Origin of the sequence: Rhodopseudomonas sp. AAP120 (assembly GCF_001295845.1) — a bacterium.
Classification (GTDB): Bacteria; Pseudomonadota; Alphaproteobacteria; order Rhizobiales; family Xanthobacteraceae; genus Rhodopseudomonas.
The window spans coordinates 86,466-108,791 of the sequence record NZ_LJIC01000015.1 but is presented as its reverse complement, the minus strand read 5'-3'; the positions used below and the strand labels follow the sequence as shown (position 1 = coordinate 108,791).

The following is a 22,326-nucleotide window of genomic DNA, read 5'->3' as shown; positions in this document are numbered from 1 at the left end:
CTCCGGACAGAAATGATTTAAATGTGTTGCGTCGCCGTAACCGGCGGACGGCCGTCGCAGGGGCGCGATGTCGAGCGGCTGGGCGGATTTTTGCTGCCTCCGAACGCCGAGCGTTCCGGCAGCCGATACAACTCAAGTCGAGACATGACCGAGAACGCTACGAAATTGGTGTTGCCACCGGCAGATGATCCGCTGCAGGTGCATTTTGCGCTGGTCCTGTCGCGTCTGATCGAAACCGCCCAGGCCGATCAGGCGCAGCTCCGTCATACGGTCTACGAACTCGCGCGGATCAAGCTCCGAGATGAGTTCCGCAGCCGGGACGACGGCGACATCGCACGTCTGGCAGCAGCGCTCGACGGCGCGATCGAAGGCTTGGAGTGTTGTTCGGAGGGGCGCGTGCCGGAGCCGCGCTGGCCGTCGGCATTGTCACGACTGGCCGCGCCAGACGATGTGGTGCCGCCCTTCGTCGTTGCGCGCGCGCTCTTGCAGGGCGACGTAACGGCTGACGCCGGGCGCGAGGCTGGCGCCGGCAATGCGAGGCAGCGCGATCCGGTGGCCACGGCGCGAGGCCGGCGATTGTCGCAAGACGGCTCCACCATCGCGGGTCTTGCGGTGGTCGGACGACTGGTGCTGATTGGCGCCCTCGTCGTGGTCAGCGGCGCTGTGGCTGTGAACTGGAGCCGGCTGCACCGGGCCATCGTCGAATTAAGGGGGGCGCCGGCCGTTGCCGATGCGCCACTCCGTTCGGTCGTGGGCCAAGGCACCGCGCCAGAGGTTATGCCCCAGACGACACCGGCGTCTGCTGCGCCGGCCGGGCCGGGCTTCCCGTTGCCGACAAGTTTCGGCGTCTACGTGATCGACGCGGACCGGCTGGTCGAGCTGAAAGCGCTGCCCGGTCGTGTTCCCGATCCGCGGGTTGCGATTTCCGCGGCCATCGCCACGCCGAGCGACGCGCATCTTGCCTCCAGCCGACCGCGCTTTGTGGTTTTCAGGCGAGATCTGGTCGCCAATGTACCCGATGCCGTGCAGCTCCGGATTGTAGCCAAGGTGAAAACTGCCATGGCGGGGCGTCGAGACACTACATCAGCCGCCGCTCGGGATCAGGACGTTTGGGTCATCCGCAATATCTCGTTTCCCTACCGGGCCGCGCCGATCGAAGGACAGTCCGAGATGGTGATGATCCAGCCCGAGGCCGACGACCGGCCGCTGCCGGCGGGGCGCTACGCTCTGGTCATCAAAGGGCAGGCCTACGACCTTTCGATCGACGGGCCGGTTACCGATCCGCAGCAGTGTTTGGAGCGGGTCAACGCGACGAACGGCATGTTCTACATGCCTTGTCCAGGAGGCTGACGCCGGCGTTCGCTACCTGTTCGTCGCGAGCGCGTCCGCGTGCTCCGGAAAGCTGGCCACGAGCGTGGCCTTCAACGTCTCGAAATGACGGATATTCGCCTCCAACTCACGCAGGCGGCGTTCGCCGTTGGCGATTTCGAAGCTGAACACGTTCTGCAGATGTGTGTTGGCGGGCTCCCGATCCAGATATTCGTCCGCATCGTTGCCGACTGTGATCGCGGCACGCGCCAGCACATCGTTCAGTCGTCTGTCGAGCCCGGCATGCTCGACGCGGGAGGCCTGGAGGGCGGCGTCGATGCTGCCGGCGATCGAGGCGACGCGTAGCGCGTCGGAGCGGCGGTCGCGTTCCGGCGAGCGGGCCCGGAACATAGCATCCGGCTGTGTGCGTGCGAACAGCTTGAACATCACTCCGACTGCGCCTCCTGTTGCCGAGCCGACTGCGACTGATCGCGAGCCGGAGTTTCGTTTCTGTCCGGATGTCGTGGGACCTGCGGTTCAATGTGCGCCGGGCTCGTTGCGCACCCATGTCCAGGCGATCGCGCCGAAGGTAACGCCGGCTACGGCGATGTAGGCGATCAGGCAACCCGCCAGGAAAATCGCGGTTCCCACCCCGGTTCGTATCCTCCGCGCAATGTCCGCCACGTTCGCCCCCGAATTAAATCGCGATTATAATAGGGCGCTTCGCTGCGGTCGCCAATAGATTCGACTCTAAGTCGCGCCCCGGGAGAGATAAATTTGAGAATTAAATATAATATAAATGTTTAAGGGGGCCGGAGAATGTCCAGGATGGCCCGGTCGGTCCCGGAGCGGAACTGCGACACGTTCCCCGAATGATCCTGACGGCGGCCGGGGGAGGCTGAGCCGGATGAGGGAGGGATGAATGATTGTAGATGAGCGGCTGCAGTTGTTGATCGGATCTCTCGCAATCGCTTGTTTGTCGCTCGGCTTGGTCGTCTGGCAGCTCTATCAAGCCGGCCAGAATGCGTGCGCAGGAGCCGGCTAGGCGCGCTGGTCTGGTCTTCTCTCGAGGTTGGATCCACCGGCTGGTGGTCATCCGCGCGAGAATGCGCCGCGAACGCTCCTGGCGCGCGTTTGTCAGTCGTACGGGGGCGTACGAAGCCCGCTGGGCCGACCGCCGAACATCACGCGGCTGTGAGCGGGCGCCTGCAGTTGTAAGCGATGTTCGTGAGCTGCCCCATGTCGGAGCGTTGCAGCCTCACAGCTCGCCCGTTGGCGGCGTCGGCGCGCTGGACGTCATCGAGCGGCGGCTGTTCCTGGAAGCATTCCGCGATCCTCGCGCTTAGTTGCAAAGTCCGGGGCTGCGGTTCTGCCGCGCAGTCGCGTTGAACCATCTGGCTCGATCGCTGTGGCTCTCGGTGAGTTCCTCGTCGGGCATTCGCCGCGACGCCGCATGAGGCGAGGACAAGATCGCCACGCTCAAACTTAGTCGAGGTTCGAATGCGGATTGAACTCGGCACTGCGCGCCGCTCTCACGGCGGATGCATCGAAGTTTAGGCAAATCCTCGTAATACTACGTAGTCCGTATTGCGGACGACGATCGCATATCGTCCGTCGGCGTTCAGAAATAAATATCCGGCGCGGTTGAAATAAATGCCGCGTTCGGCTCGCGGAGTCGCGTGTCGAGTTTTGTGTGCCGGCTAAATTATCGTGAAGGCGTTCATTTAAATTTTCGAGTAGTTGCAAAAAGACCGCTAAAACGGGCGCTTTTCGAAGATCGCCGCGCGCTGCTATCGGTCGATATAAAATGCGCCGTTCGTCTTCCCGATGAGTTTGTTCATTTTCACGATTGTTTTGTTCATCTTCGCGAAGGCGCGGGTATTGGGCGCGACGCGCGTTGCGAATTGCCATTCTTCGAGCACGATTGGATTCCAACAACCGGTTAGGAACGCTTGTACGGAATCGAATGGACTCGACATTTTTGGAAGTTTACGCAAGCATCATGCGCGCTGAGCAACTCGCTCGCCCTCTTGGCTCACGCCATAGCTTTAATCGGTGCCCGCCGGGGGAGGACGCAGAGTCGGGATGCTCGATCAGGTCAAACAACTCGCGATTCGCGAAACGGACGACACATCGCCTGATGGCGATCGTGGCCGCTTTCGTTTTCCTCCAAGTTTAGGGAAAGTTCCAGACTTTCGATGCCGCAGAAAGAGTACAACTTCGATCCACACGCGATCCCGGCGGACTTGCTGGCTGCGATCGGCGAGGTTGCGGTCGCGTCGGCTCATACCGAGTACGTCGTGGAGCTGGCGATCCGAGGCTGCGGGCGTGGTGACACCACGGCTGCCAAGGGAATGACCGCGCGCGCGGCAACGCGTTCGTTCGAGAACGCGTTGAACAGCCTCGCGGCAAGCGCGATCGTGGATGCCGACCGCGATCGCCTCGGTGAACTCCTCCAGCAAATCAGTTACGGTTTCGAACGCGCTGCGATCTACATCCACAACTCGGTCTGCCTCGATCCTCAGACGGGTGAATGTCTGATCGCGACGCGAGGCGCGCGAGGTGAACTGAGTGGAGAACTCATTCCGGTCACGGCTGCCGAAATCAGGGCCGAGGCCGACTTCATCTATCAAGGCGGCATCGCGTTGCTGGCTTTCTTGATGCAGAAGAAACTTCTTCCGACGCTCCGGCGTAGCGCGCGGTCTCCTGCGCAAAAGGGGCAACCGTCGAGGAAGCGGAGAGACCGTCGAGTCGTGGGGGAGTGATCGTCGGCTGGCAGTCCCGCCGGTGCGTCGGCCCAGCCGTACTGATGCATCCCGTGGCGCAGGCCGAGACGGTGGTGCTTCGAGTTGTGAGTTGGTGGGCGCCGCCTGTATCTGGAGGGACACGCCGTCGCAGCGGGAATTGCTTAAATGGCCACGTGCGTGGCGAGGAGAGGTTATTGGCGGCGCGCAGCGCTGTTGGAACTCACTCACATTGTCGCGCATGAGATGTGCGGGGGGACCGCTACACGGACACGCGATTTTGTTCCGCCTCACAGCAACCAATTAAGCGTCAGAGTATTCACTACCTTGGGACGACGCAGAGGAGCGCGGTTATTAAATATGCTCCGAGCGAAGTTTGGGGCGTATCGGTCGTAAAATGGACGCGCTCCGAGAGGCGATGGGCGGCGGAGAGTTATGAATGAGCAGTTCGGAGATTGGTTTTGCGACGCAGCATTGGAACTGCGGCTCAGCCCGGGTCCGCAGTCCCCGAGTGCGCAGTCAAAGTACACTCGCGTTAAGCGATTTTAGTTATTATTTAGACGAATAGTTGCGGGGCGGCATTTTGTATAATAGTGCACACGTCCGTCGTCTCACAAAAAGTCACCGAGTTGTAGCACGCGTGCGCGTTCTACTTCGGAGAAGCATCAGACGCCTAAAGCCATGGCACGTGGAAACAGCAGGCAAGAACGAGTCGGAGGGTCGATCATGAGGGTGCACTATCTGCGCTCTACCGCCGCAGACGCGGTGAGCGGCGGATCGGAGAAGCGCAACAGCCGTTTGGAAGCTGCTTGGAAGACGCTGGATCCGACAGTGATGACAGTCGATGAGTTGCTGTTGTTTCACGAGCGTGTTGGGCAGATGCTGTGCACCAAGCTCCAGTCGCTGAGTTCCAAGGTCCGTTTGGATCAGGAGAAGCTGCAGGCACATCTCTCCAAGCTGCGTTCGGGGCTGGTGACGGTGAATGAGGCGGAGCCCGAGCCGGAGGCGGCTGCCAAGCCGGCGCGGCGGCCATATCCGAAGGTTTATCCGAAGTACCGCAGCCTTCGGAATCCGTCGCTCACCTGGGCCGGCCGAGGAAAGCAGCCACGCTGGCTGCTGGCCGAGATGAAGGACGGTAAGACCCTGAACGATTTTCTGATAGATAAGCCGACCAGCAAACGCAGGAAGGCGCGCTGAGCGCTGACCGAGCCGAGCTTTCAAGGGCCGTTGCATCACGCAGCGGCCTTTCGGTTTTTAGGCCGCTTCAAGTTGCGCTGAGGCATGCTGCCTGGCGTCATCCCTCCTGGCGGCGTGGGTGTTTGGCGCGAGTTTCTCCCGCAGGGGCGCACCACTGACGCGGCCTGGGTCTCATGAGGCACTCACCCACGCCCAGCGAGGCGACCCTGGAAGCCGTCTAGACAACCGGCATCGCTGCGAGCCGGGAATTTTTTGAAATCGCGTCATACGTGTTCAGAAAGGCCGCTGTAATCTCGACGTGTTGGCGCCCGCGAGAGAGGGGCGCAAACGGCGCCGACGCAAAATCGCGCCGCGCAGGTTCGCGCGAGCAGCCGTCGGCACGTTCTTCGGCCGATTCGTTCGCGCGAGTCGTTCGGCGCATGCAATCCAGGATAGGGCCGGATAGAGGTTCACTTATCCACCGCACGGGAGACGCAGGGGATGCGCAAAATGCGACAAATTGTCGCATCAACGCGTTCTTCTTCCGCGAAGGATAACGCGGACGAACTCAGCAGGAGGGAGGCTCCGGAGAAACCTGTTCTCTTTAACTCACCGCAATAGGGGCGTACTTTAAATAGCCACCATCTTGATCAGCCCTGCATATAATTTCGACAGATGGTTTCTTGTTCCATTTTATACAGCGGCTTGGATCGCAGTTTCCCAAGCAGCTCCGTTCTTGATACCGGATGCCACGTTCGGCCGGCGCCCTATGTCGCGCTGGCGAGCTCCGACCCTGATCGAACTCCGCTTCGGCGCCTGCGATAAAGCTGGATTGCTGTCCGGGGCGGTGGATGAATATTTAATGTATTTAATTCTGTAGTTTGTCTCGTATTATATTGTGCTGCGCACAAGTTTTATTTAATGGTGGTCTGGCGGGTTCCCGCGAGTGCGTGCCGAGACCTGCGGCGAGTGCTCCGGACCGACGGCCCACCTGGTGAATCCAAGCGTCTCAGGTCGACCTCATTGATGCAGCAGAAAAGGTAACCGATGCGAATAGCGATGATTGGGACGGGCTATGTGGGCCTGGTGTCGGGCGCGTGTTTCGCCGATTTCGGTCACAGCGTCGTCTGTGTCGACAAGGATGCCAACAAGATCGCCGCGCTGCATCGTGGCGAGATCCCGATCTACGAGCCCGGGCTTGACGAGTTGGTCGCCACGAACGTCAGGGCGGGGCGACTGGGGTTTACGACTGATCTGACCGTGCCGGTCGGTGAAGCGGATGCCGTTTTCATCGCCGTGGGAACGCCGTCGCGCCGCGGCGACGGTCATGCCGACCTCAGCTACGTCTATGCGGCCGCGCGCGAAATCGCCGCCGCCTTAAAGGACTTCACCGTCGTGGTCACCAAGTCGACCGTTCCGGTCGGCACCGGAGACGAAGTCGAGCGGCTGATCCGCGATGCCCGTCCAAGCGCGGATTTCGCGGTGGCGTCGAATCCCGAATTCCTGCGCGAAGGCGCCGCGATCCGCGATTTCAAGTTTCCCGATCGTATCGTGATCGGCACGTCGGACGAACGTGCGCGTAAAGTGCTCGGCGAGATCTATCGGCCGCTGTCGTTGAATCAGGGGCCGCTGCTCTACACCACCCGTCGCACGGCCGAGCTGATCAAATACGCCGCCAATGCATTCCTGGCGACCAAGATCACCTTCATCAACGAGATGGCGGATCTGGCCGAAAAGGTCGGCGCCGACGTTCAGGACGTCGCACGCGGCATCGGCATGGACAATCGGATCGGTCCGAAGTTCCTGCACGCGGGCCCGGGTTTCGGCGGTTCGTGCTTCCCCAAGGACACGCGGGCGCTGGTGAAGATCGGTCTCGACCACGAGACGCCATTGCGCATTGTCGAGGCCGTCCTGGCGGTCAACGACAATCGCAAGCGCGCGATGGCGCGCAAGGTCTCGCAGGCTCTCGGTGGGCAGCTGCGCGGCAAGACCGTCGCTTTGCTGGGGCTGACCTTCAAGCCGGACACCGACGACATGCGCGAAGCGCCGTCGATTCCGCTGGTGACCGGCCTGATGGACATGGGCGCGCGTGTCCGTGCCTTCGACCCGGCCGGCATGACGCAAGCGCGCGACGAGCTGCCGGACATCACCTATTGCGAGGACGCCTATCATTGTGCGCATGGTGCCGATGCGCTGGTGATCGTCACCGAGTGGGTTCACTTCCGCGCGCTGGATCTGCTCCGCCTCAAGCAGGCGATGAAGCAGCCGGTGATCGTCGATCTCCGGAACGTCTATCGTCCCGACCAGATGAGCGAATCGGGCTTCGCTTACTTCAGTATCGGACGGGCGCACCATCGGACAACGATCGTTCCCGAACCGGTTCCGGCTTGACGAGGCGGGCGTAGCAGGGCGGGCGCGCCGATCCGCGCGCCCGGTTCCAGTGTTCAGGCGGAGACGCTTGCGCCGGCCGTTTAAGGCGAGGCCGCTTCCGCGCCGCGGCGCTATTTGACGACGCTCGACGTCGATTCCGGAAAGCCGACCGCATCGCTGCCGCGCCCGATCGCGGCCGACGACGCGGTCTCGCGCGCTCGTCGATACGCCTCCCGTAGCAACTGAAAATCGACGGATTGCGGCAGTGGGACGGTCTCGTCGCCGACCTTGGCGAAGATCAGAACGTCGCGCAGCGTGCGCCAGCGGCTGTCATCATAATCGCCGATCCGGCCTCCAGTGGGCAACACCAGGTCGCGCTGTTGGTCGAGGTCGAAACGGACGCGCTCGGCCCGCAACCGGCCGGGATCGCTGCCGACGATGACGGGCACGCTTCGCGCGTAGTCGGCGTAGACAAATCTCCACCCATCGATCAGGGCTTCGAGAATAGCCAGCACTTCGGCGCGATGTTCCTGGAGGAGTTTCGTGCTGGTGAAATAGACCAAGCCCGGAACGTGAATGGCAAAGTCCTGAGGCGCCATCCGGTTGGTGCGAACGAAGTCGGCGTCCGAGGGCTGCGGCAATCGGTCGACCGACGAGATGATCGCATCCACCGTTCCCGTACGCAGCGCCGCGATCGAGTCGGCCCCGTCGATCTTGCTGATGCGGCTGCGGGGAAGGCCGAGCTGCGTCAGCATCGCGTCGACGACGATGTCGCCTTCACTGCCCCTGCGATGACCGATGGTTTTGCCGATCAGATCGGACGGGCGGCGAAGTCCCGACGATTCCAGCGTCAGGATCACCGTAGGTGTCTCCAGAAGACTCGCCGCAAAAGCTGTGACGGGAACGCCGCGCCATGCGGCGGCCAGAAAGGCGGCGCCGGTCGTCACGCCGATCGCGCCGCGCCGGACGACGTCCGCGACGAAATCGGGAGCGCCTGGCTCGGCTCGTACATCGACATGCGGCGGCAGCAGTCCTCTGCGATGGGCCACGATCTCGCCGGCAAAGCGCGGTCCGAGTTGCCCATCGATCAGCAGGGCCGATGGTATCGAATCAGCACGCTTCACGACGCGATGAGGCGAGATTCCATCGCGGGGTGGCGGCGATTCCGGTCTCACGATCAGCCAGCCCGAGCCGAGCAACGCCATGACGGTGAGCAGGGCTGCCGCGATCCGCAGCAGTCGCCGTTGTGTTCGCTTTTTATTCTGCTTCCGTGGCAACTTTGATCCCGAATTAAATGGTGCATTTAATTTAAACATAAAAATTAAATAGGCAAAACGGGCGGATTGAAATATCTGTTGGGTGGGTCGCGAGCTCGACGAATTAACTCGAATGCAGATCGTTCGTGAGCCAATCTTCCGGAACGGAAAGTTTAATCGATGACAATCACCACCTCGAATAAACTGCCCCATCCCGACGACGGCGCGACGGCAGGGGTGTTGCCGTTGGAGCCGCGGCGAAACTGGCTGAGGCCCGCCGTGATCGAGCGCCTGCTGCCGGTGGCGGACGGCTTGATCAGCATCATCTGCGGTGTCGCCTGCGTTCTGTTCTACGATCTGTTCCCCAGCACAGGTCCCTTCACGATCGAGACCTATGCGTCCGCGAGCCTGCTGATCGGGGTCAACTTCTGCCTGCTCATGATGTTGCAGGACGGCTATCGGGTGAAGAACCTGGTCGAGCTGTCGCAGCAGATCAAGATGACGATCGCGACCTGGACGGCGGTGTTCGCCGCACTGCTCGCAATCGCCTTCGCCATGAAGGTCAGCGGCGAATTCTCGCGGGGCGTCACGCTGTCGATGTTCGTGCTCGGCTTGGTCGCGCTGCTCGGCTGGAAGGCTCTGGTGTCGCGCCTGACGGTCTACGCACTGCAGTCGGGCGCCTTTGCCAACGGCCGTGTCGTCGTCATCTCTGAATCCGACATGCACAAATCCTCGGATGCCATGCTCGAATTGCGGCGCCACGGGTACCGCGTCAACCGTACGCTGGAAATCAACTCCCACGATCTGACGTCGCCGTTCATGATGTCGGCGATCGCGCCACGCCTCAACGATCTGATCGGCTACTGCCGTCAAAACCGGATCGACCAGATCCTGCTGTTGATGCGCTGGGATCGGCAGAACGCCATCGACGGTCTGCTCGATATCCTGAAGATCCTGCCGATCCCGGTTTATCTGGTTCCCGACGCTAATGTATCGCGGTTTCTCAGCTATCCGCTGGTCAATGCCGGCAGTACCTGGACGGCCGAGTTGCGGCGCGCGCCGCTAAGCTGGAGCGAGCGGGCCGTCAAACGCGTCGTCGACATCGTCGGTGCATCGGTCGCTTTGGTGCTGTTCGCGCCGGTGATGCTGATCGCCGCGGTCCTGATCAAGCTCGGCTCGCCGGGGCCGGTGTTTTTCCGTCAGACCCGCAACGGCTTCACCGGTCGTGATTTCAAGATTTTCAAGTTCCGCACCATGCGGGTGCTCGAGGACGGTCCGAAGATCGTTCAGGCCACTCGTAACGACCCGCGCGTGACGTGGATCGGGGCCTGGCTGCGGAAAACCTCGATCGACGAAATGCCGCAGCTGTTCAACGTCCTGAAAGGCGAGATGTCGCTGGTCGGACCGCGGCCGCACGCCACCGCGCATAACTCCGAATACGAACAGATCATCGCCAATTACGCGTTCCGCCACCACGTCAAGCCCGGCATCACCGGTCTCGCCCAAGTCAACGGCTATCGCGGCGAGACCAACACACTGGAGCTGATGCAGATGCGCGTCGAGTACGATCTCAGCTACATCGATAATTGGAGCATCGCGCTCGACATCGCGATCTTGTTCAAGACTCTGCTGGTCGGCTTCCACCAACCGTCGGCGTACTAAGGCCGTCAGCCACGATCGCTTGGAAATGATGGAAGGACGAAGCGTGAGCCCGGGAGCGTCTCTTTCGCAAGGCCGCGGGCTTCGGCGAGGCCCCTCGAAGCGCTGGGCGTAAGGCGACGCAGCGGCCCGGTGCGCGTGTGTTGTCGGAGGAGGCGGGAGCGCTGGCTGTACTCGGCACGCCGTTAAGGTGCGCCCGAGCGGAGCGATCTTTGGTCGATAGCGGCGCGCCGCATTGGAACGCTGCCGAGGACGCGATCGTGAATCATGCAATGAAGGCGTCTGTTAGCCGCGTAGCGGCGCAAGCGTTCCGCAGAAGCGGTGCGATGGAGCACCGCAGTTACTGATTGCAGGCCGATGCGTCTCCGCTCAGTCGCGAACTGGCGGCGATGTCGATGGTGCCGCCGCGCAGGAAGCGATTTCCGGACACGATCGTGTCGGCGAGCGTCGAGTCGACGCTCACGAGCGCGGTGCTGGGCAAAGCCGCCACGTCGATGACATTGTCGGCAAAGATCGTGCAGCGTGTCGTCCTCAGCCGCGTGCCCGGCTCCAGTTGCACCACGCGTCCACCAGCCGGCCGCTCGCCGCGGAAGCGGTTGCCGACGATCCGATTGCCGTTGCCGCCGTGGATGCGCAGAATCCAGGGCAGGTGGGTCGCGTCTTTCCAGCTGAAGTCGTTGTCGGCGATGATGTTGCGGGTGGCGCCGGGAGCGAAGATCAAGATGCCGCCCGCCGCGTTGTCGACGAAGGTGTTGCGGACGATCTTGTTGCCGGAGATCTCGGCATCGCCCTTGACGATCTGAATCGCCATCCGCGGACCGTCTCGGAACGTATTGCCTTCGATCAGCGTGTTGGTGACCTGCTGCCAGATCACCGGTTCGCCGGGGCGCATCTTGATGCGGTTGGGCTCGAGGTCGATTTCTGCCGATTCGTACACCGCGGGTGAGTATTTCGGAAAGGAGTCGGGCGTTGCGCACGGCTCGCCCTTGGCGGGCCGAGGCTCGCAGACGATCCCGATTTGATTACGTTCGAACAGGTTGTTGCGCAGCACGTTGCCGTCGCCGTGCGCGATCATCATGCCGTTGCGAAGATTGCCGCGGACAATGTTGTTTTCGATCAGATTGCCGACGGCCATCGGCTGTCCGTCAGGTGATTGTCCGTGCGGCCAACGCAGCTTGCCGTTGCCGATGTCGATCGCGCCTGGATAGACAGTGTTCGCTCCCAGATAGATGCCGTCGCCGTCGAAATCTTCGGCGCGGACGTGATCGACCGTCCACCCCTTACCGCCGAGAATCGCGATGCCGTGGATGGCGCCTGACAGCGGCATCGGCCGCCCGTTGTTTTGCGCCCGGCTGTTGCCGAGCAGCGTCAGCCGCGAGATCCGGACGTCCTCCACCGCCGCCACGGCGTTCATGGCTTTCGGCAGGAACATGTGTCCGGGCCGAAGCGGCGAACGACCTTCATGCGCGAGCGGCTGCGGCCGCAGTGTCAGCACCGAGGCGTCGCCTTCGCCTTCGATCGCGATGTGAGAGGGCAGTTCGATCGACCCCACGAGGTAGCGACCGGCGGGGACGTGGACGGTGCCCTTGATCTCGGCGGCGCGATCGACGGCGGCCTGGAAGGCCGCGGTGTCGTCGCTGGTCGCATCACCGCGGGCGCCGAAGGCGCGAACGTCGAGGGATGTGCCGGCTGCTGCGGCCCGGGCCGCGGCGGCGAGCTGCAGAGGGACAATCAGTCCGAGGGCGAGTGCGAGAAGGAGGAGGCGTGAAGCGGTCGGGTGCGGGCGGTCGGCGATCATGCTGAGCTCAGCTCCGGAGGCGGGGGCGGTTCGGACGGATGCCGCTAGCGTCGAAGCGGGTGGGAAGCCAGGCCATCAGCGGACGCTCGATCAGGATATGGAAGACCAGCCCCGCCGCCACGGCGGCGACAAACACGATGCTGAAGACGAGCCAGTCCGGAAACGGAACGTGAGCCTGAAGGCGCGTGAGAGCCTTGCAGAGTGCCGAAACCACCGGATAGTGCGCCAGGTAGATCGCATAGGAGGCGTCCCCGAGCAGACGCACAAAGGGCGGCGCAGCGAAGCCCGAGCCTCGCTCCAGCGCGGCAGCTCCGACGATAATGAGCGCTGCGCCGATGCCATAGGCCCAGATCACCATCATGGATTTGTCGTAGAGCCCGACGGCGAGGGCCGCCCAGTTCGACACAAACACGGCGAGCCCCAGCGTGAGCACGGCGCGCGGATTGGCCACCGCGTCACGCCGATACAGCAAGGCCGCGGCAACGCCGAAGCCGAACAGCAAATTGTAGCCGGATACGACGCGGTCGAACGGCGCCGGCATCGTGACGAAGTGCCCGATCGCGATCGCCGCGATCGCCGCGCCGGTGACCACCCAGCGCCGCTCCGGCGCGAGCAGGATGATGGCGAACGCGATATAAAACAGGACTTCGTGGCGCAGCGTCCACTCCACCGACAGCAGCGACGGGCCGCCCCAAGGCAGGATCATAAAATCCTTCAGCATGATCCAAGGCAGCTCGGCGGCAGCGATGCGGTCCTGCGGAATCATCAAGAACAATGCCGCCTGCGAGGCGAGCACGACCCAGAGCGCGGGGTAGATGCGGCGAAACCGTTTCCACAGGAATGGCAGAACGACGTCGCTGCGGCCGAGATCGCGCGCGTGGGCCGTCACCATCACGAAGCCGCTGAGCACGAAGAAGTAGTAAACGCCGGCTTCACCGGGCTCGAACACCGGAAAGATCTCGCGGCCGAGATATTTCGGCAGCCCGAGCGTGGTTTCGACGTGAAACAGCACGACAGCGAGTGCCGCAAACGCGCGGCCGATCTGCAGGGTCTCGATCGAAGCCCTGGTCGATACCTTGGACGAAGTCTCCATACAGATCTCTGTGTTCGCCGATGCGCGGATGCCCGCAATCGGAATGGACGAGATAACCGGCGAAGGAACGCTCGAAGGATTGGCCGGACCGCTCTGCCGATCTCGAACGGACGACGGCTGCAGGCGCCACCATCAGGCGTCGAGGCTGCTCCTCGGACTTTCGTGCGCAGGCGCCGCGCGGACCTATTCAGCCGTCGGTGTCGCGTTCGCCTCGACGCATCGAACTAGGCGGATCGAGCTTCGCTGCGGTGGGTCTTGCTCCGCTCGGACAAAACGCGCTCGTAGAGCGCCTCGAGCCCATCGAGATGCCGATCCATCGTCGCCGGAGTCTGCCAATAATTGCGATAGGCGGCTTCGCCGAGGTCGGCGACGAGCCTGTCGTTCGCGGCGAGGCGGGAGAACAGATGAGCGAGCGCACCGGCGTCGCCGTTCTCGAAAAGAAGACCGGTCACGCCGGGTTCGATTGCAGCCGCCGGTGCGGTTGCGGTCGCGGCGATCACCGGGACGCCAGCACTCAGAGCTTCGGGCACCACCATGCCCTGGGTCTCTCGCCACAGCGACGGCACGACGACCGCGCGGCTGGCGCGAATGGCTTCGCAGACCTTCGCGGCGGGCAGCCAGCCGGTGATGGTCGCGGACGGCGCAATCCGCGCGACGTCGTTCCGCAACTCTCCATCGCCGACCAACACCAGCGGCACGCCCGCCCGTTGTGCAGCTTCGGCCGCAATCAGCACACCCTTCTCACGCGAGAACCGTCCGACATAAGTGAAGTGGCCGGATCGGGCCGGCGCGGCCGGGCCGAGATCGGCCACATCGATCGGATTCGGGACGACGACCATCTCCAGTCGATCGGAAACGAACGGCTGCATGATGCGGCGCGAATAGTCGGTCACGCAAACCGCCGCGGCAAGCAGCCTGGAGGCTCCGGCAACATGCGACAGGCTGATCTGCCGCGCCACGCGCCACAGCTTGTGGGCTCGCGCGCGTGCGTCGCAATCGGCGGCGAGACATCCAAGCGACATCGGCGTGCGAGAGCAGGCGGTCCCGGTCGGAAAATCGTGCAGCGCGGCGTTCGGGCAGACGAAGCCGTAGTCGTGCAGGGTCGCGATCACGGCGTGCCCGGAACGGCCGGCAGCGGCGAACACGCTCGCCGACAGCGCCTTCGACCAGCTGTGGATGTGAACGATGGTGCGCCCGCGTCGCATGCGCTCCAGCACGCTGCCGAGTTGCTCGGCCGCCTTGCTGTTCCACAATCCCTGCGCGGCCATCCTCAGCCGCCCGCCGCTGGCGAGATCGCTCTGGCCGAGCAGATGGAGGTCGATGCCTGCGGCGGTCAGGTCGGGTGCGGCCGGCCCCATCGCCGCAAACACCGTGACGCGATGGCCACGCCGAGCCAATCCAATAGCCGACTGCAACGCGACCTTCGAGGCGCCGCCGCCCGGGAAGGCGCGATCATTGACGACCACCACATCGGGCAGGTCAGCGTGGCGCACGGCGTTTCTCCTGCGCGACCTGGTGATAGACCTCGATGGTCCGATGCACGCAGGTCTCCCAGTTCAGGCGACGGGCCTGCAGCCGCCCGCGCTCGCGAAGCGAGTCGCAAAATGCAGAGTCGGTGGCGAACTTCATCAATGCGACGGCCACATCATCGCTGCGCCGCGGATCGACGTAGACGGCCGCATCGCCACCCACCTCCGTCATCGGCGCCATGTTCGACGTCACGACAGGGCAGCCCGAGGCCATCGCTTCGAGGATCGGCAGGCCGAAGCCTTCATACAGGGACGGATAGAGAAATGCTGTGGCGCGCGCATACAACGCTCTCAGCACCGCGTCGGACACATAGCCGAGTTCGACGATGCGATCGGCGATCCCGGTCGCGGTGATCGCCTTGATGTCTTCGGTCGTATCCCATCCGCGCGCGCCCGTGAGGACAAGTCGATGCGGCAGGCGGCCGGCGACGTTCGCGAAGCCGGCGATCACCCGGGCGAAGTTCTTTCGCGGGCTCAGGGAGCCGGTGAACAGAAAGAACGGGCGCTCGGAGAGGATCGGCGGCAATTCTTCCAGTGTCTCGCTGCTCGGCGGCGCGAAGAACTCTTCGCCGACACCTTCCTCGATCACGTGGATACGGTCGGCCGCGGCGGCGCCGCCGAATGCCATGACTTCGTCGGCAGTCGATCGCGACACGCAGATGATGGCAGCCGCCCGCCGCGCAGCGGCAGCGATCGACGATCGCAGCAGCCAGGGCCTCGCCTTGCCGAAATACTCGGGATGAACCAGCACGCCGAGGTCGTGATAGGTGATGATCCAGGGCTTGGCGGTAGCGATCGGATAGTCGACATCCAGGGAGTGAATGATATCGACGTGGTCGAGCCAGTGTTCGAGTCGCGGCACGGGCGAGCCTGACGCCCACATCGATGCCAGCACGCGCCGGCTGAGTGGCAAACGACGGAAGCCGCTCTTGGTCAGCCAATCGGGCTGGTCGTCGCCGAAATCCGAAACCGCGGAGATCGGCACGGTGTCGATGCCGTGCGCGGCGAGGCCGCCATGAATCTCGTGCGAATAGCGACTGAGTCCGAAACGCGCGCGCCGCGCAAAATTGTCACTGTGAAGCGCGACGCGCATCTGAAGGCACTCCCATTCTGATTGGTCTCAGCCGTCTCGCCGGGGCAGCCGCGGTCGTCATCGCGGTGATCATCCCGACGAAGATCATGATGTGGTTCAGCAGTTCCTCCGACAGCACCGCGTGGTTGTCGGCGAACACGATGAAGGCGAGGGCGAGAGCGCCGCCGCTGGTGATCGGCCGGATCGCTTTGGGAGCCACGAAGCCTTGATGGACGACCCAGATCCAAAACGCCGCCATGACGAGGAACCCGAAGATTCCGAAGAAGTAGATGTACAGCAGGTAACCGTTCGAGACGAAGCCATCGAGAATTTCGGATGGGATGTCGACGTTGAAACGCGTCAGCTTCTGGATCTCGAGGCCTACTCCGGTGAACAGCAGCGTCGGATCCTGGACCAGCATCTCCCAGAAGCGTTGCGGTCCTTCGCTGAGGCGGGCGCTGACATTGGCCTCGTCCACGCCCGCGGAGAGATTTCCGAGGCGGTCGAGCAGCGCGCTGGGATCCACGAAAATCAGGATCGGGGCGATCAGCGCGGCGCCGAGCAACAGGCGCGGAAGGGCCCGTTCGGGAGCCGTGGTCATGACGTAGCCGAGGCCGACGAGGCCCGTCGCGATGATCACCTGACGCGATCCGCAGGCGAGGGCGACGATCGCGAGGCTGGCCGGTACGACGTAGCTGAGCAGGCTTTGGCGGCGATCGATCACGCTGATCAGCCAGTAGTTCAGCGCCGCCATCAGGGCGACGATGCCGAACGTGTTCGGCGAACCGAACGGCCCGGAAACGCGGCCGAGGGCGCTCAGAACCTCCGCGGCCGCGACGCTGCCGCTCTGGTCGGCGGTCTCGTCGCCGGCGCCGTAAAACAGACGAACCAGCACCGCATTCCAATCCGAACTCGACTTCTCCAGGATCGCAATGGCGGCGAGGACGATCAGTCCGATGGCGATGCCGAGCCGTATGCCGTTGCGTTCCGCCGGGGTCGCGCCGCGCAGCAGGAACGCGCCGAGCACAATGGTGGTCATGGCGAGGCCGGTGTGGCCGAGATTCCAGACCATCTCCGGATAGAAGCCGTAAGTCAGCGTCGGCAGCAGGGTGCCGAAGATCGTCAAGATGCCGACGAACAGCACGCTCCAGGGCGGAACCTGCTGCGGCCATGCGGAGATGCCTGGGCGAGTGAGAACGATCGTCCATACCAGGCATACCGCGACATCGAACAGATAGACCGGGATCGGGCCGATCAGACCGCGTAGGAGCGGCAGGCCGGTGATCAGGAAGCCCCAGCCGAAGAACAGCCAGGGCGTCCGGGACGTCCTGGCCCAGCACAGGAACACGAAAACCGCGAGGAAAACCGGCAGCGACTTCATTTCGAGCCTCCCAGTCCCTCCGGCGTCGCGCCCACAGCAGCCGCGCTGACGCGCTTCGACCCGGTTCGTCGCCCGAGCCATGCGAGCAGCGGCCGTTCGAACCACAGATAAACGGCGATCGACACCAGCACCGAGCTGACGACGGCGAGCGCGAAGTACGCGGCGACGGAATTGAGGTGAAGGCTCGACCACAGCACCCCGACCGCCCGCAGCGTGAACAGGTGCGACAGGTAAAGCGCATAGGACGCGTTGCCACACAGCACCAGGACGCGGCTCCAGCTTCGATCCGGAAGATCGCGGCCGAGCACCGTCGACGCAACGATGGCGGCCGCCGGAACACCCCAAAAGAACCAGCGATCCTGAAACGCATTGAGGCCGGCCTGATTGCCGAACGACAGCGCCAGCAGTGCCGCGAGGATGATGGCGACACGCGCTACGCCGGGCAGCCGGATGTTAGCGAGATACAGCCGGCCGACCAGGATTCCGAACAGGAACTCGACGGTGATCGGAAAGCCCCACGCATCGAGTTGATCGCCGACCGCATTGGGAAACAGCACGCGCGGAATCATCAGCGCGAACAGAATGGCGACGATGGCGGTCAGGCCGACTGCGCGGCGAAACAGGAGGCCGAAAGCGAATACACTGTAGAACAGAATCTCGAAGTTCAGCGTCCAGCCGACCGAGAGCGGCGGCACCAGTCCGCCCGAGGGCGCCCGCCACGGCACGAACAGTAACGATGCAACGATGTGCGGGAACGACAGCTGCGTCGATTGAACCCGCTCCGGCAGAACGATGACGGTGAGCACCGCCAGCAGCGTGAAAGCCCAATATAGCGGCGCGACCCGGATCAGCCGGCGCCGGATGAACGCGGCCGGCGCGCCCGGCCGCCCGAACTGATCGGCGGCCATCATGTACATCACGAAGCCGGAGATGACGAAGAAGATGTCCACCCCGGAATGCCACGGCAGGCCGGTCGGATCGTCGAACGGCGCGAGGCCGGGTATCCGGCCGCGGCGCAAGGCGTCCTGGAGGTGGCCGATCAGGACCATCGCGGCGGCGACGAAGCGCAGGAATTGCACGCTGCGGATCGTGGCGCGCTCCCCCCCGGCCGGTCGGCTGAGCGTGCTCATCGGGCCTCCCGGCGCCACAGCCGCTCGATCCGTTCGGCGACCGTGAGATACAACGTGTCCCAATTGCGCGTCGCCGCGACGGCCCGCCGGCTCAACGCCAGTTCAGGGCGCGGATCGTCGATGCGTTCGGCGACCAGACGGACGAAGTCGTCCGCGGTCGAAGCGAGTTCGACCACGGGCCGCAGCGGTTCGAGCGATCGCAATGCGACCGAGACGATCGGCCGACCTGTCGCCAGATACTCGATGACCTTGAGCGGATCGGAGCGGTGACGAAGTTCATTGATGACGTGCGGCTGGATGCAGACATCGAAGGCGCGTAGATAGGTCGGCACCTCGCGGTGCGGTACCGCGCCGACCCGGACCAGTCCCGGAATGGCGGCAAGGCGCTGCTCGACCTCCGGTTTGACAGGGCCGACGATGACGACCTGCTTCGGCCACTTCGCGGCCAGGCGGGAGAGCAGGTCGAAATCCATCCATGACGCGACCAAGCCGACAAAGCCGATGCGCGGATGCGGCACATCCTGCAGCGGGTCGTCCCTGGGGCTGTCGTTGAAAAACATGCTGTCGACGCCGTTCGACACCGGCGTGACCGGGGTCGAGGCCAGGCTGCACAGCTTGGTGCGCAGCTCTTCGCTGGTGGTGAAGATCTGGTTGGCGCGTGCGGCGAGCCGCTGCTCGCGCCGGCGCGTCAGCGCGCGCTCGGCTTCCGAGGTCGCGTAGTAATCGTAATCGTCGGTGACGTCATAGACCACACCGCGGGGGGCGAGACGCTCGAGCGTGTGAATCGCGGCCGGCAGACGGCACCAGACCAGCGGGCAGCCGAAGCCGAGTCTTGCCGACTCGCGCTTCACCGCGCCGGCGAACCGATGGCCGTTGATGGCGCCGATCAGCGAGGACGTGCGTGATCCTGGAAGCTGCAGCGGAAGCTCCATCACCGTGATGCCGGGCTCGACCTCCTGGGGTGCGGCAGCCCGTAGTCCCGCCTTTATCCGCGCGCGGATCGCGACGGGATTCTCGACATAGAGAATGCGAGCGCCGTCGGCGGCGAGGCGGCGGGCGAAATGGTTCTGCCGCGTCCAAACGCCGTGCCATGGCGGCGATTGCAGCCAGACGATGTCGAGGCCGGCGAAACGGCCACGTCGCGCAGTGGTCATTCGGCAACCGTGCATTCGAAGAAATAGTGATAGCTGTAGTCCGGGCAGAACCACTGCCGCTCGATCTGCAGATGGCGGCGGATCACCTCCGCCGCATGCTCGATCGAGTGACCGCGGGTGCCGAGCTCCCAGTGATGCTGGCCGTCGAACACCCAGGTCTTCGGCCGCGCCAGCTTGCGCGAGAAGATGTAGCGGAAGCGGTCCTTGAGGAAGCGAAAGCGCAGCTCGAGCGGATAGCCCCAGTGCGGCAAGGAGATGATCACCGTCCGCCGTGCGACTTTGGTGAGTTCGCCGATCGCGGTGTCGAAGTCGGCGAAAGGCAGATGTTCGAGCACCTGGAAGGCGCAGACCAGATCGTGCGACTTGGCCGGGACGATCTCCGACAGACGACGGACGTCGCCGACATAGTCCGGGGCGAGTTCGGGATCGAAATCGAAGGTCTTGACCGCGATGCCCGATTTCTGCAGGGCAGCGGTGGTCAGGCCGTTGCCCGGTCCGATCTCCAGAACGGTGCGCGGCGCATGACGTAGGATCGCATCGATCTGGTACCAGTAAGAGATCCAGCGTTGCAGATGGACGTAGCTGGTGAACTGGTAGAAGTCGGCTTCGACCTGAATGTCGTGTTGAACCGAGCCGTTACGCGTCATCATGTGCCGTTGCCTTCATCCAGTATGCGTTTTTCGAGCTCATCTCGCGCGATCCGGTTCTGGTCGTCCCAGGCGACCGCATAGCCGTTGAAGGTGCCGGCAAAGACGTAGAGGGCGAAAATCAGCCCGTGCTCGCCGTAGCGCCACGCGCCGCCCCACGTCCATGCCTTCACCGCCCGCCACATCGGTATGAACAGCAGGTGCCACCAGCGGACCGGCCCACGCCTGGCGATCTCGCGCGCGGTCGGCTGCGCATAGTTGACGTTCTTGCCGATGCGTTCGACGAAGCTCTCGTCATTGAGGTGCCACATTTCCGCGGCGAGTTGGCCGATTGCGGCCGCGCCGCCGTCGACTTCGACCTGCTCATGGATTGCGCCGACGAAGCGATGCCGGCCGCGGCGGCCGAGTTGCACATTGTTCCAGTTCTGCCAGCCTCCGGCGCGGAACGGGCGGTGCAGAAAGAAATTCAGCCGGCGATAGCGGAAGCCGTCGAACTTGGTCGACGACAGCGTGGTGGCGATTTCGGCGGCGAGGCGCGGCGGGATGCGTTCGTCGATGTCCATGTGCAGCAGCCAGTCGGCGGTCGCGAGCGCGGAGCCGGCATTGCGCTGCGCGGCGAAGCCGCCGGCCGACTCCAGGCGGCGCTGCAGCACGCGGACTTTCGAGCCGCAGCCCTGCAGATATTCCAGTGTGCCGTCGGTCGAGCCGTCGTCGACGATGATGACCTCGTCGGCAACGGGATCGACATTGGCCATGAAAGCCGCAATGTCGCGGATCTCATTCCGCGCGATCGCCACCACGGCGAGCGTCGGTTTCGTCGGGCTCATCGGCAGACACCCTCGAACAACGCTGCGAGGGTGCGGATATGGCGCCGCGAGTCGTACTGCTCCTCGACGGTTTTGCGTGCGGCGCTTGCCATGCTGGATGCGGTGTCGCCGGCTGCAAGCGCAGCGAGCGCGGCGACGAAGCCCGGCCGATCGTCCACCGCAGACAGGATGAAGCCGTTCACGCCGGGCTCGATGATCTCACGCGCCGCCGGCAGCGGCGAGACGATCACCGGCCGGCCCGACGCCATCGCCTCGACCACGACATTGGGCAGGCCGTCGTTGAAATCGTCGGACGCCAGCAAAGCGAAAACCTGACAGTCGCGCATGTAGCCGGTGACCTTGTCGTGCGACACCCAGCCCGGCAGGTCGAGCCGCTCGGAAAAACCGGTCGCAGCCGCGACCTGGCGGATCGTCTCTTCTTCCGGCCCACGCCCGAGAATGGTGAGGCGGACATCGAGCCCCGTAGCCGACGCGTCGGCGCAGGCGCGGACAAGACGGTCGAAACCCTTCGACGCGGTGAGCCGGCCTGCGGACAGAATGCGCAGCGGCGGCGGCGTTGTCGCCGCCGGCTGCACCGAGAAGGTGCCGACATCGACGCCGTGGTAGACGAGGTGGGACTTTGCGCGGGCGCCCGGCCCGAGCCGCGACAGGAGATACTCCATCGCTGCGCCGTTGCAGAACGTGGCAAACTGCAGTCGTTCGAAGCAGGCGGCGAAATGGCCGTTGTCGTGCGCGACCTCATGCGCATGAATGCTGACCGAATAAGGCAGGTCGGTCGCCAGGCTGGCGAGGTGGGCGCATTGCGTCGCGTAGGGCCAATGCGCGTGCATCAATGTCACCCCGTCGCGGCGGGCGCGGCGCGCCAGCGCGGCTGCGCGGCCGAGGCGCAGCAGGCGATTGCTCCGATCGGTCGCGGTGCGTGCCAGCCGCTTTTCTTCACCGAACATTGCCAGCGTCGAGATCGACGGTAGCGCGGCAGCGGCCTCATTGCGCGAGATGTATTGCGTCTTCGCCTTCAATTCGCGGGCCTGATCGCCCAGCAATTCGGCATCGCGGCCTTGCGGTTCGTCGAACGAGTATATCTCGACCTCGTGGCCGAGCCCGATGATGTCAGCGACCTCCCGGCTGATGAATGTTTCGGACGGCCAAGGGAAGCGATGGATGACGTAGCCGATCTTCATG

18 protein-coding genes are annotated in these 22,326 nt (G+C 63.8%); 6 read left to right on the top strand and 12 right to left on the bottom strand.

The window, feature by feature from the left end:
- The first annotated feature begins 144 nt into the window (after positions 1-144).
- Entirely contained in the window at positions 145-1,350 is a 1,206-nt protein-coding gene (locus IP86_RS02530) for a hypothetical protein (protein ID WP_054160994.1), read from the top strand.
- Positions 1,351-1,362: 12 nt separating this feature from the next.
- Here the strand turns inward: IP86_RS02530 and IP86_RS02525 are convergent, their stop codons facing one another.
- On the bottom strand, positions 1,363-1,755 hold the full coding sequence (locus tag IP86_RS02525) for a hypothetical protein (protein ID WP_054160993.1): 393 nt from the start codon (positions 1,753-1,755) through the stop codon (positions 1,363-1,365).
- A gap of 1,232 nt (positions 1,756-2,987) precedes the next feature.
- Here IP86_RS02525 and IP86_RS28435 point away from each other — a divergent pair.
- The 4 genes from IP86_RS28435 to IP86_RS02505 all read left to right on the top strand — a co-directional run bounded on the left by IP86_RS28435 (position 2,988) and on the right by IP86_RS02505 (position 7,619).
- Positions 2,988-3,254: a hypothetical protein gene (locus tag IP86_RS28435; protein ID WP_156332361.1), complete on the top strand. Its 267-nt coding sequence runs from the start codon at positions 2,988-2,990 to the stop codon at positions 3,252-3,254.
- A 252-nt stretch (positions 3,255-3,506) separates the two neighbouring features.
- Positions 3,507-4,073: a hypothetical protein gene (locus IP86_RS02515; protein ID WP_054160991.1), complete on the top strand. Its 567-nt coding sequence runs from the start codon at positions 3,507-3,509 to the stop codon at positions 4,071-4,073.
- Between the two features lie 705 nt (positions 4,074-4,778).
- Positions 4,779-5,249, top strand: coding sequence for an H-NS histone family protein (locus IP86_RS02510; protein WP_082363786.1), 471 nt, complete (start codon positions 4,779-4,781; stop codon positions 5,247-5,249).
- Between the two features lie 1,026 nt (positions 5,250-6,275).
- A complete protein-coding gene (locus IP86_RS02505) occupies positions 6,276-7,619 on the top strand; it encodes a UDP-glucose dehydrogenase family protein (RefSeq protein ID WP_054160989.1) in 1,344 nt (447 codons plus the stop codon).
- 110 nt (positions 7,620-7,729) lie between these two features.
- Here the strand turns inward: IP86_RS02505 and IP86_RS02500 are convergent, their stop codons facing one another.
- Complete coding sequence (locus IP86_RS02500; RefSeq protein WP_245290512.1) at positions 7,730-8,875, bottom strand: ABC transporter substrate-binding protein; 1,146 nt, start codon at positions 8,873-8,875, stop codon at positions 7,730-7,732.
- Positions 8,876-9,034: 159 nt separating this feature from the next.
- Here IP86_RS02500 and IP86_RS02495 point away from each other — a divergent pair, with 159 nt between their 5' ends.
- Positions 9,035-10,516 (top strand): undecaprenyl-phosphate glucose phosphotransferase, encoded by a 1,482-nt coding sequence (locus tag IP86_RS02495; RefSeq protein ID WP_082363780.1) that lies wholly within the window; start codon positions 9,035-9,037, stop codon positions 10,514-10,516.
- A 337-nt stretch (positions 10,517-10,853) separates the two neighbouring features.
- Here the strand turns inward: IP86_RS02495 and IP86_RS02490 are convergent, their stop codons facing one another.
- From IP86_RS02490 to IP86_RS02440, 10 genes are all read right to left on the bottom strand, one after another.
- Positions 10,854-12,311 carry a NosD domain-containing protein gene (locus IP86_RS02490; RefSeq protein ID WP_082363778.1) on the bottom strand — a complete coding sequence of 486 codons (1,458 nt, stop codon included), beginning with the start codon at positions 12,309-12,311 and terminating at the stop codon, positions 10,854-10,856.
- 7 nt (positions 12,312-12,318) lie between these two features.
- Positions 12,319-13,404 (bottom strand): acyltransferase family protein, encoded by a 1,086-nt coding sequence (locus IP86_RS02480; protein WP_054160986.1) that lies wholly within the window; start codon positions 13,402-13,404, stop codon positions 12,319-12,321.
- A 224-nt stretch (positions 13,405-13,628) separates the two neighbouring features.
- A complete protein-coding gene (locus tag IP86_RS02475; RefSeq protein ID WP_054160985.1) occupies positions 13,629-14,897 on the bottom strand; it encodes a glycosyltransferase family 4 protein in 1,269 nt (422 codons plus the stop codon).
- Complete coding sequence (locus IP86_RS02470; RefSeq protein ID WP_054160984.1) at positions 14,884-16,026, bottom strand: glycosyltransferase family 4 protein; 1,143 nt, start codon at positions 16,024-16,026, stop codon at positions 14,884-14,886. The genes IP86_RS02475 and IP86_RS02470 overlap by 14 nt, the downstream gene beginning before the upstream one ends.
- The gene (locus IP86_RS02465) at positions 16,004-17,386 is read right to left on the bottom strand and encodes an O-antigen ligase family protein (protein ID WP_054160983.1); all 1,383 of its coding nucleotides are present in this window, start codon (positions 17,384-17,386) and stop codon (positions 16,004-16,006) included. The genes IP86_RS02470 and IP86_RS02465 overlap by 23 nt, the downstream gene beginning before the upstream one ends.
- Positions 17,383-18,516, bottom strand: a complete 1,134-nt coding sequence (locus IP86_RS02460; protein WP_054160982.1) for an acyltransferase family protein — start codon at positions 18,514-18,516, stop codon at positions 17,383-17,385. The genes IP86_RS02465 and IP86_RS02460 overlap by 4 nt, the downstream gene beginning before the upstream one ends.
- Positions 18,513-19,670, bottom strand: coding sequence for a glycosyltransferase (locus IP86_RS02455; protein ID WP_054160981.1), 1,158 nt, complete (start codon positions 19,668-19,670; stop codon positions 18,513-18,515). Before IP86_RS02455 ends, IP86_RS02460 begins: the two co-directional genes overlap by 4 nt.
- Positions 19,667-20,320, bottom strand: a complete 654-nt coding sequence (locus tag IP86_RS02450) for a class I SAM-dependent methyltransferase (protein WP_054160980.1) — start codon at positions 20,318-20,320, stop codon at positions 19,667-19,669. The genes IP86_RS02455 and IP86_RS02450 overlap by 4 nt, the downstream gene beginning before the upstream one ends.
- Positions 20,317-21,144 carry a glycosyltransferase family 2 protein gene (locus IP86_RS02445; RefSeq protein WP_054160979.1) on the bottom strand — a complete coding sequence of 276 codons (828 nt, stop codon included), beginning with the start codon at positions 21,142-21,144 and terminating at the stop codon, positions 20,317-20,319. The genes IP86_RS02450 and IP86_RS02445 overlap by 4 nt, the downstream gene beginning before the upstream one ends.
- Positions 21,141-22,325, bottom strand: a complete 1,185-nt coding sequence (locus IP86_RS02440; protein ID WP_054160978.1) for a glycosyltransferase family 4 protein — start codon at positions 22,323-22,325, stop codon at positions 21,141-21,143. The genes IP86_RS02445 and IP86_RS02440 overlap by 4 nt, the downstream gene beginning before the upstream one ends.
- Position 22,326: the final 1 nt, after the last annotated feature.

Excerpts from the sequence above, each read along its gene's own strand:
- IP86_RS02530 (WP_054160994.1), top strand. The coding sequence starts at position 145 with ATGACCGAGAACGCTACGAAATTGGTGTTGCCACCGGCAGATGATCCG.
- IP86_RS02525 (WP_054160993.1), bottom strand. The coding sequence starts at position 1,755 with ATGTTCAAGCTGTTCGCACGCACACAGCCGGATGCTATGTTCCGGGCC.
- IP86_RS02515 (WP_054160991.1), top strand. The coding sequence starts at position 3,507 with ATGCCGCAGAAAGAGTACAACTTCGATCCACACGCGATCCCGGCGGAC.
- IP86_RS02510 (WP_082363786.1), top strand. The coding sequence starts at position 4,779 with ATGAGGGTGCACTATCTGCGCTCTACCGCCGCAGACGCGGTGAGCGGC.
- IP86_RS02505 (WP_054160989.1), top strand. The coding sequence starts at position 6,276 with ATGCGAATAGCGATGATTGGGACGGGCTATGTGGGCCTGGTGTCGGGC.
- IP86_RS02495 (WP_082363780.1), top strand. The coding sequence starts at position 9,035 with ATGACAATCACCACCTCGAATAAACTGCCCCATCCCGACGACGGCGCG.
- IP86_RS02490 (WP_082363778.1), bottom strand. The coding sequence starts at position 12,311 with ATGATCGCCGACCGCCCGCACCCGACCGCTTCACGCCTCCTCCTTCTC.
- IP86_RS02480 (WP_054160986.1), bottom strand. The coding sequence starts at position 13,404 with ATGGAGACTTCGTCCAAGGTATCGACCAGGGCTTCGATCGAGACCCTG.
- IP86_RS02470 (WP_054160984.1), bottom strand. The coding sequence starts at position 16,026 with ATGCGCGTCGCGCTTCACAGTGACAATTTTGCGCGGCGCGCGCGTTTC.
- IP86_RS02465 (WP_054160983.1), bottom strand. The coding sequence starts at position 17,386 with ATGAAGTCGCTGCCGGTTTTCCTCGCGGTTTTCGTGTTCCTGTGCTGG.
- IP86_RS02460 (WP_054160982.1), bottom strand. The coding sequence starts at position 18,516 with ATGAGCACGCTCAGCCGACCGGCCGGGGGGGAGCGCGCCACGATCCGC.
- IP86_RS02455 (WP_054160981.1), bottom strand. The coding sequence starts at position 19,670 with ATGACCACTGCGCGACGTGGCCGTTTCGCCGGCCTCGACATCGTCTGG.
- IP86_RS02450 (WP_054160980.1), bottom strand. The coding sequence starts at position 20,320 with ATGATGACGCGTAACGGCTCGGTTCAACACGACATTCAGGTCGAAGCC.
- IP86_RS02445 (WP_054160979.1), bottom strand. The coding sequence starts at position 21,144 with ATGAGCCCGACGAAACCGACGCTCGCCGTGGTGGCGATCGCGCGGAAT.
- IP86_RS02440 (WP_054160978.1), bottom strand. The coding sequence starts at position 22,325 with ATGAAGATCGGCTACGTCATCCATCGCTTCCCTTGGCCGTCCGAAACA.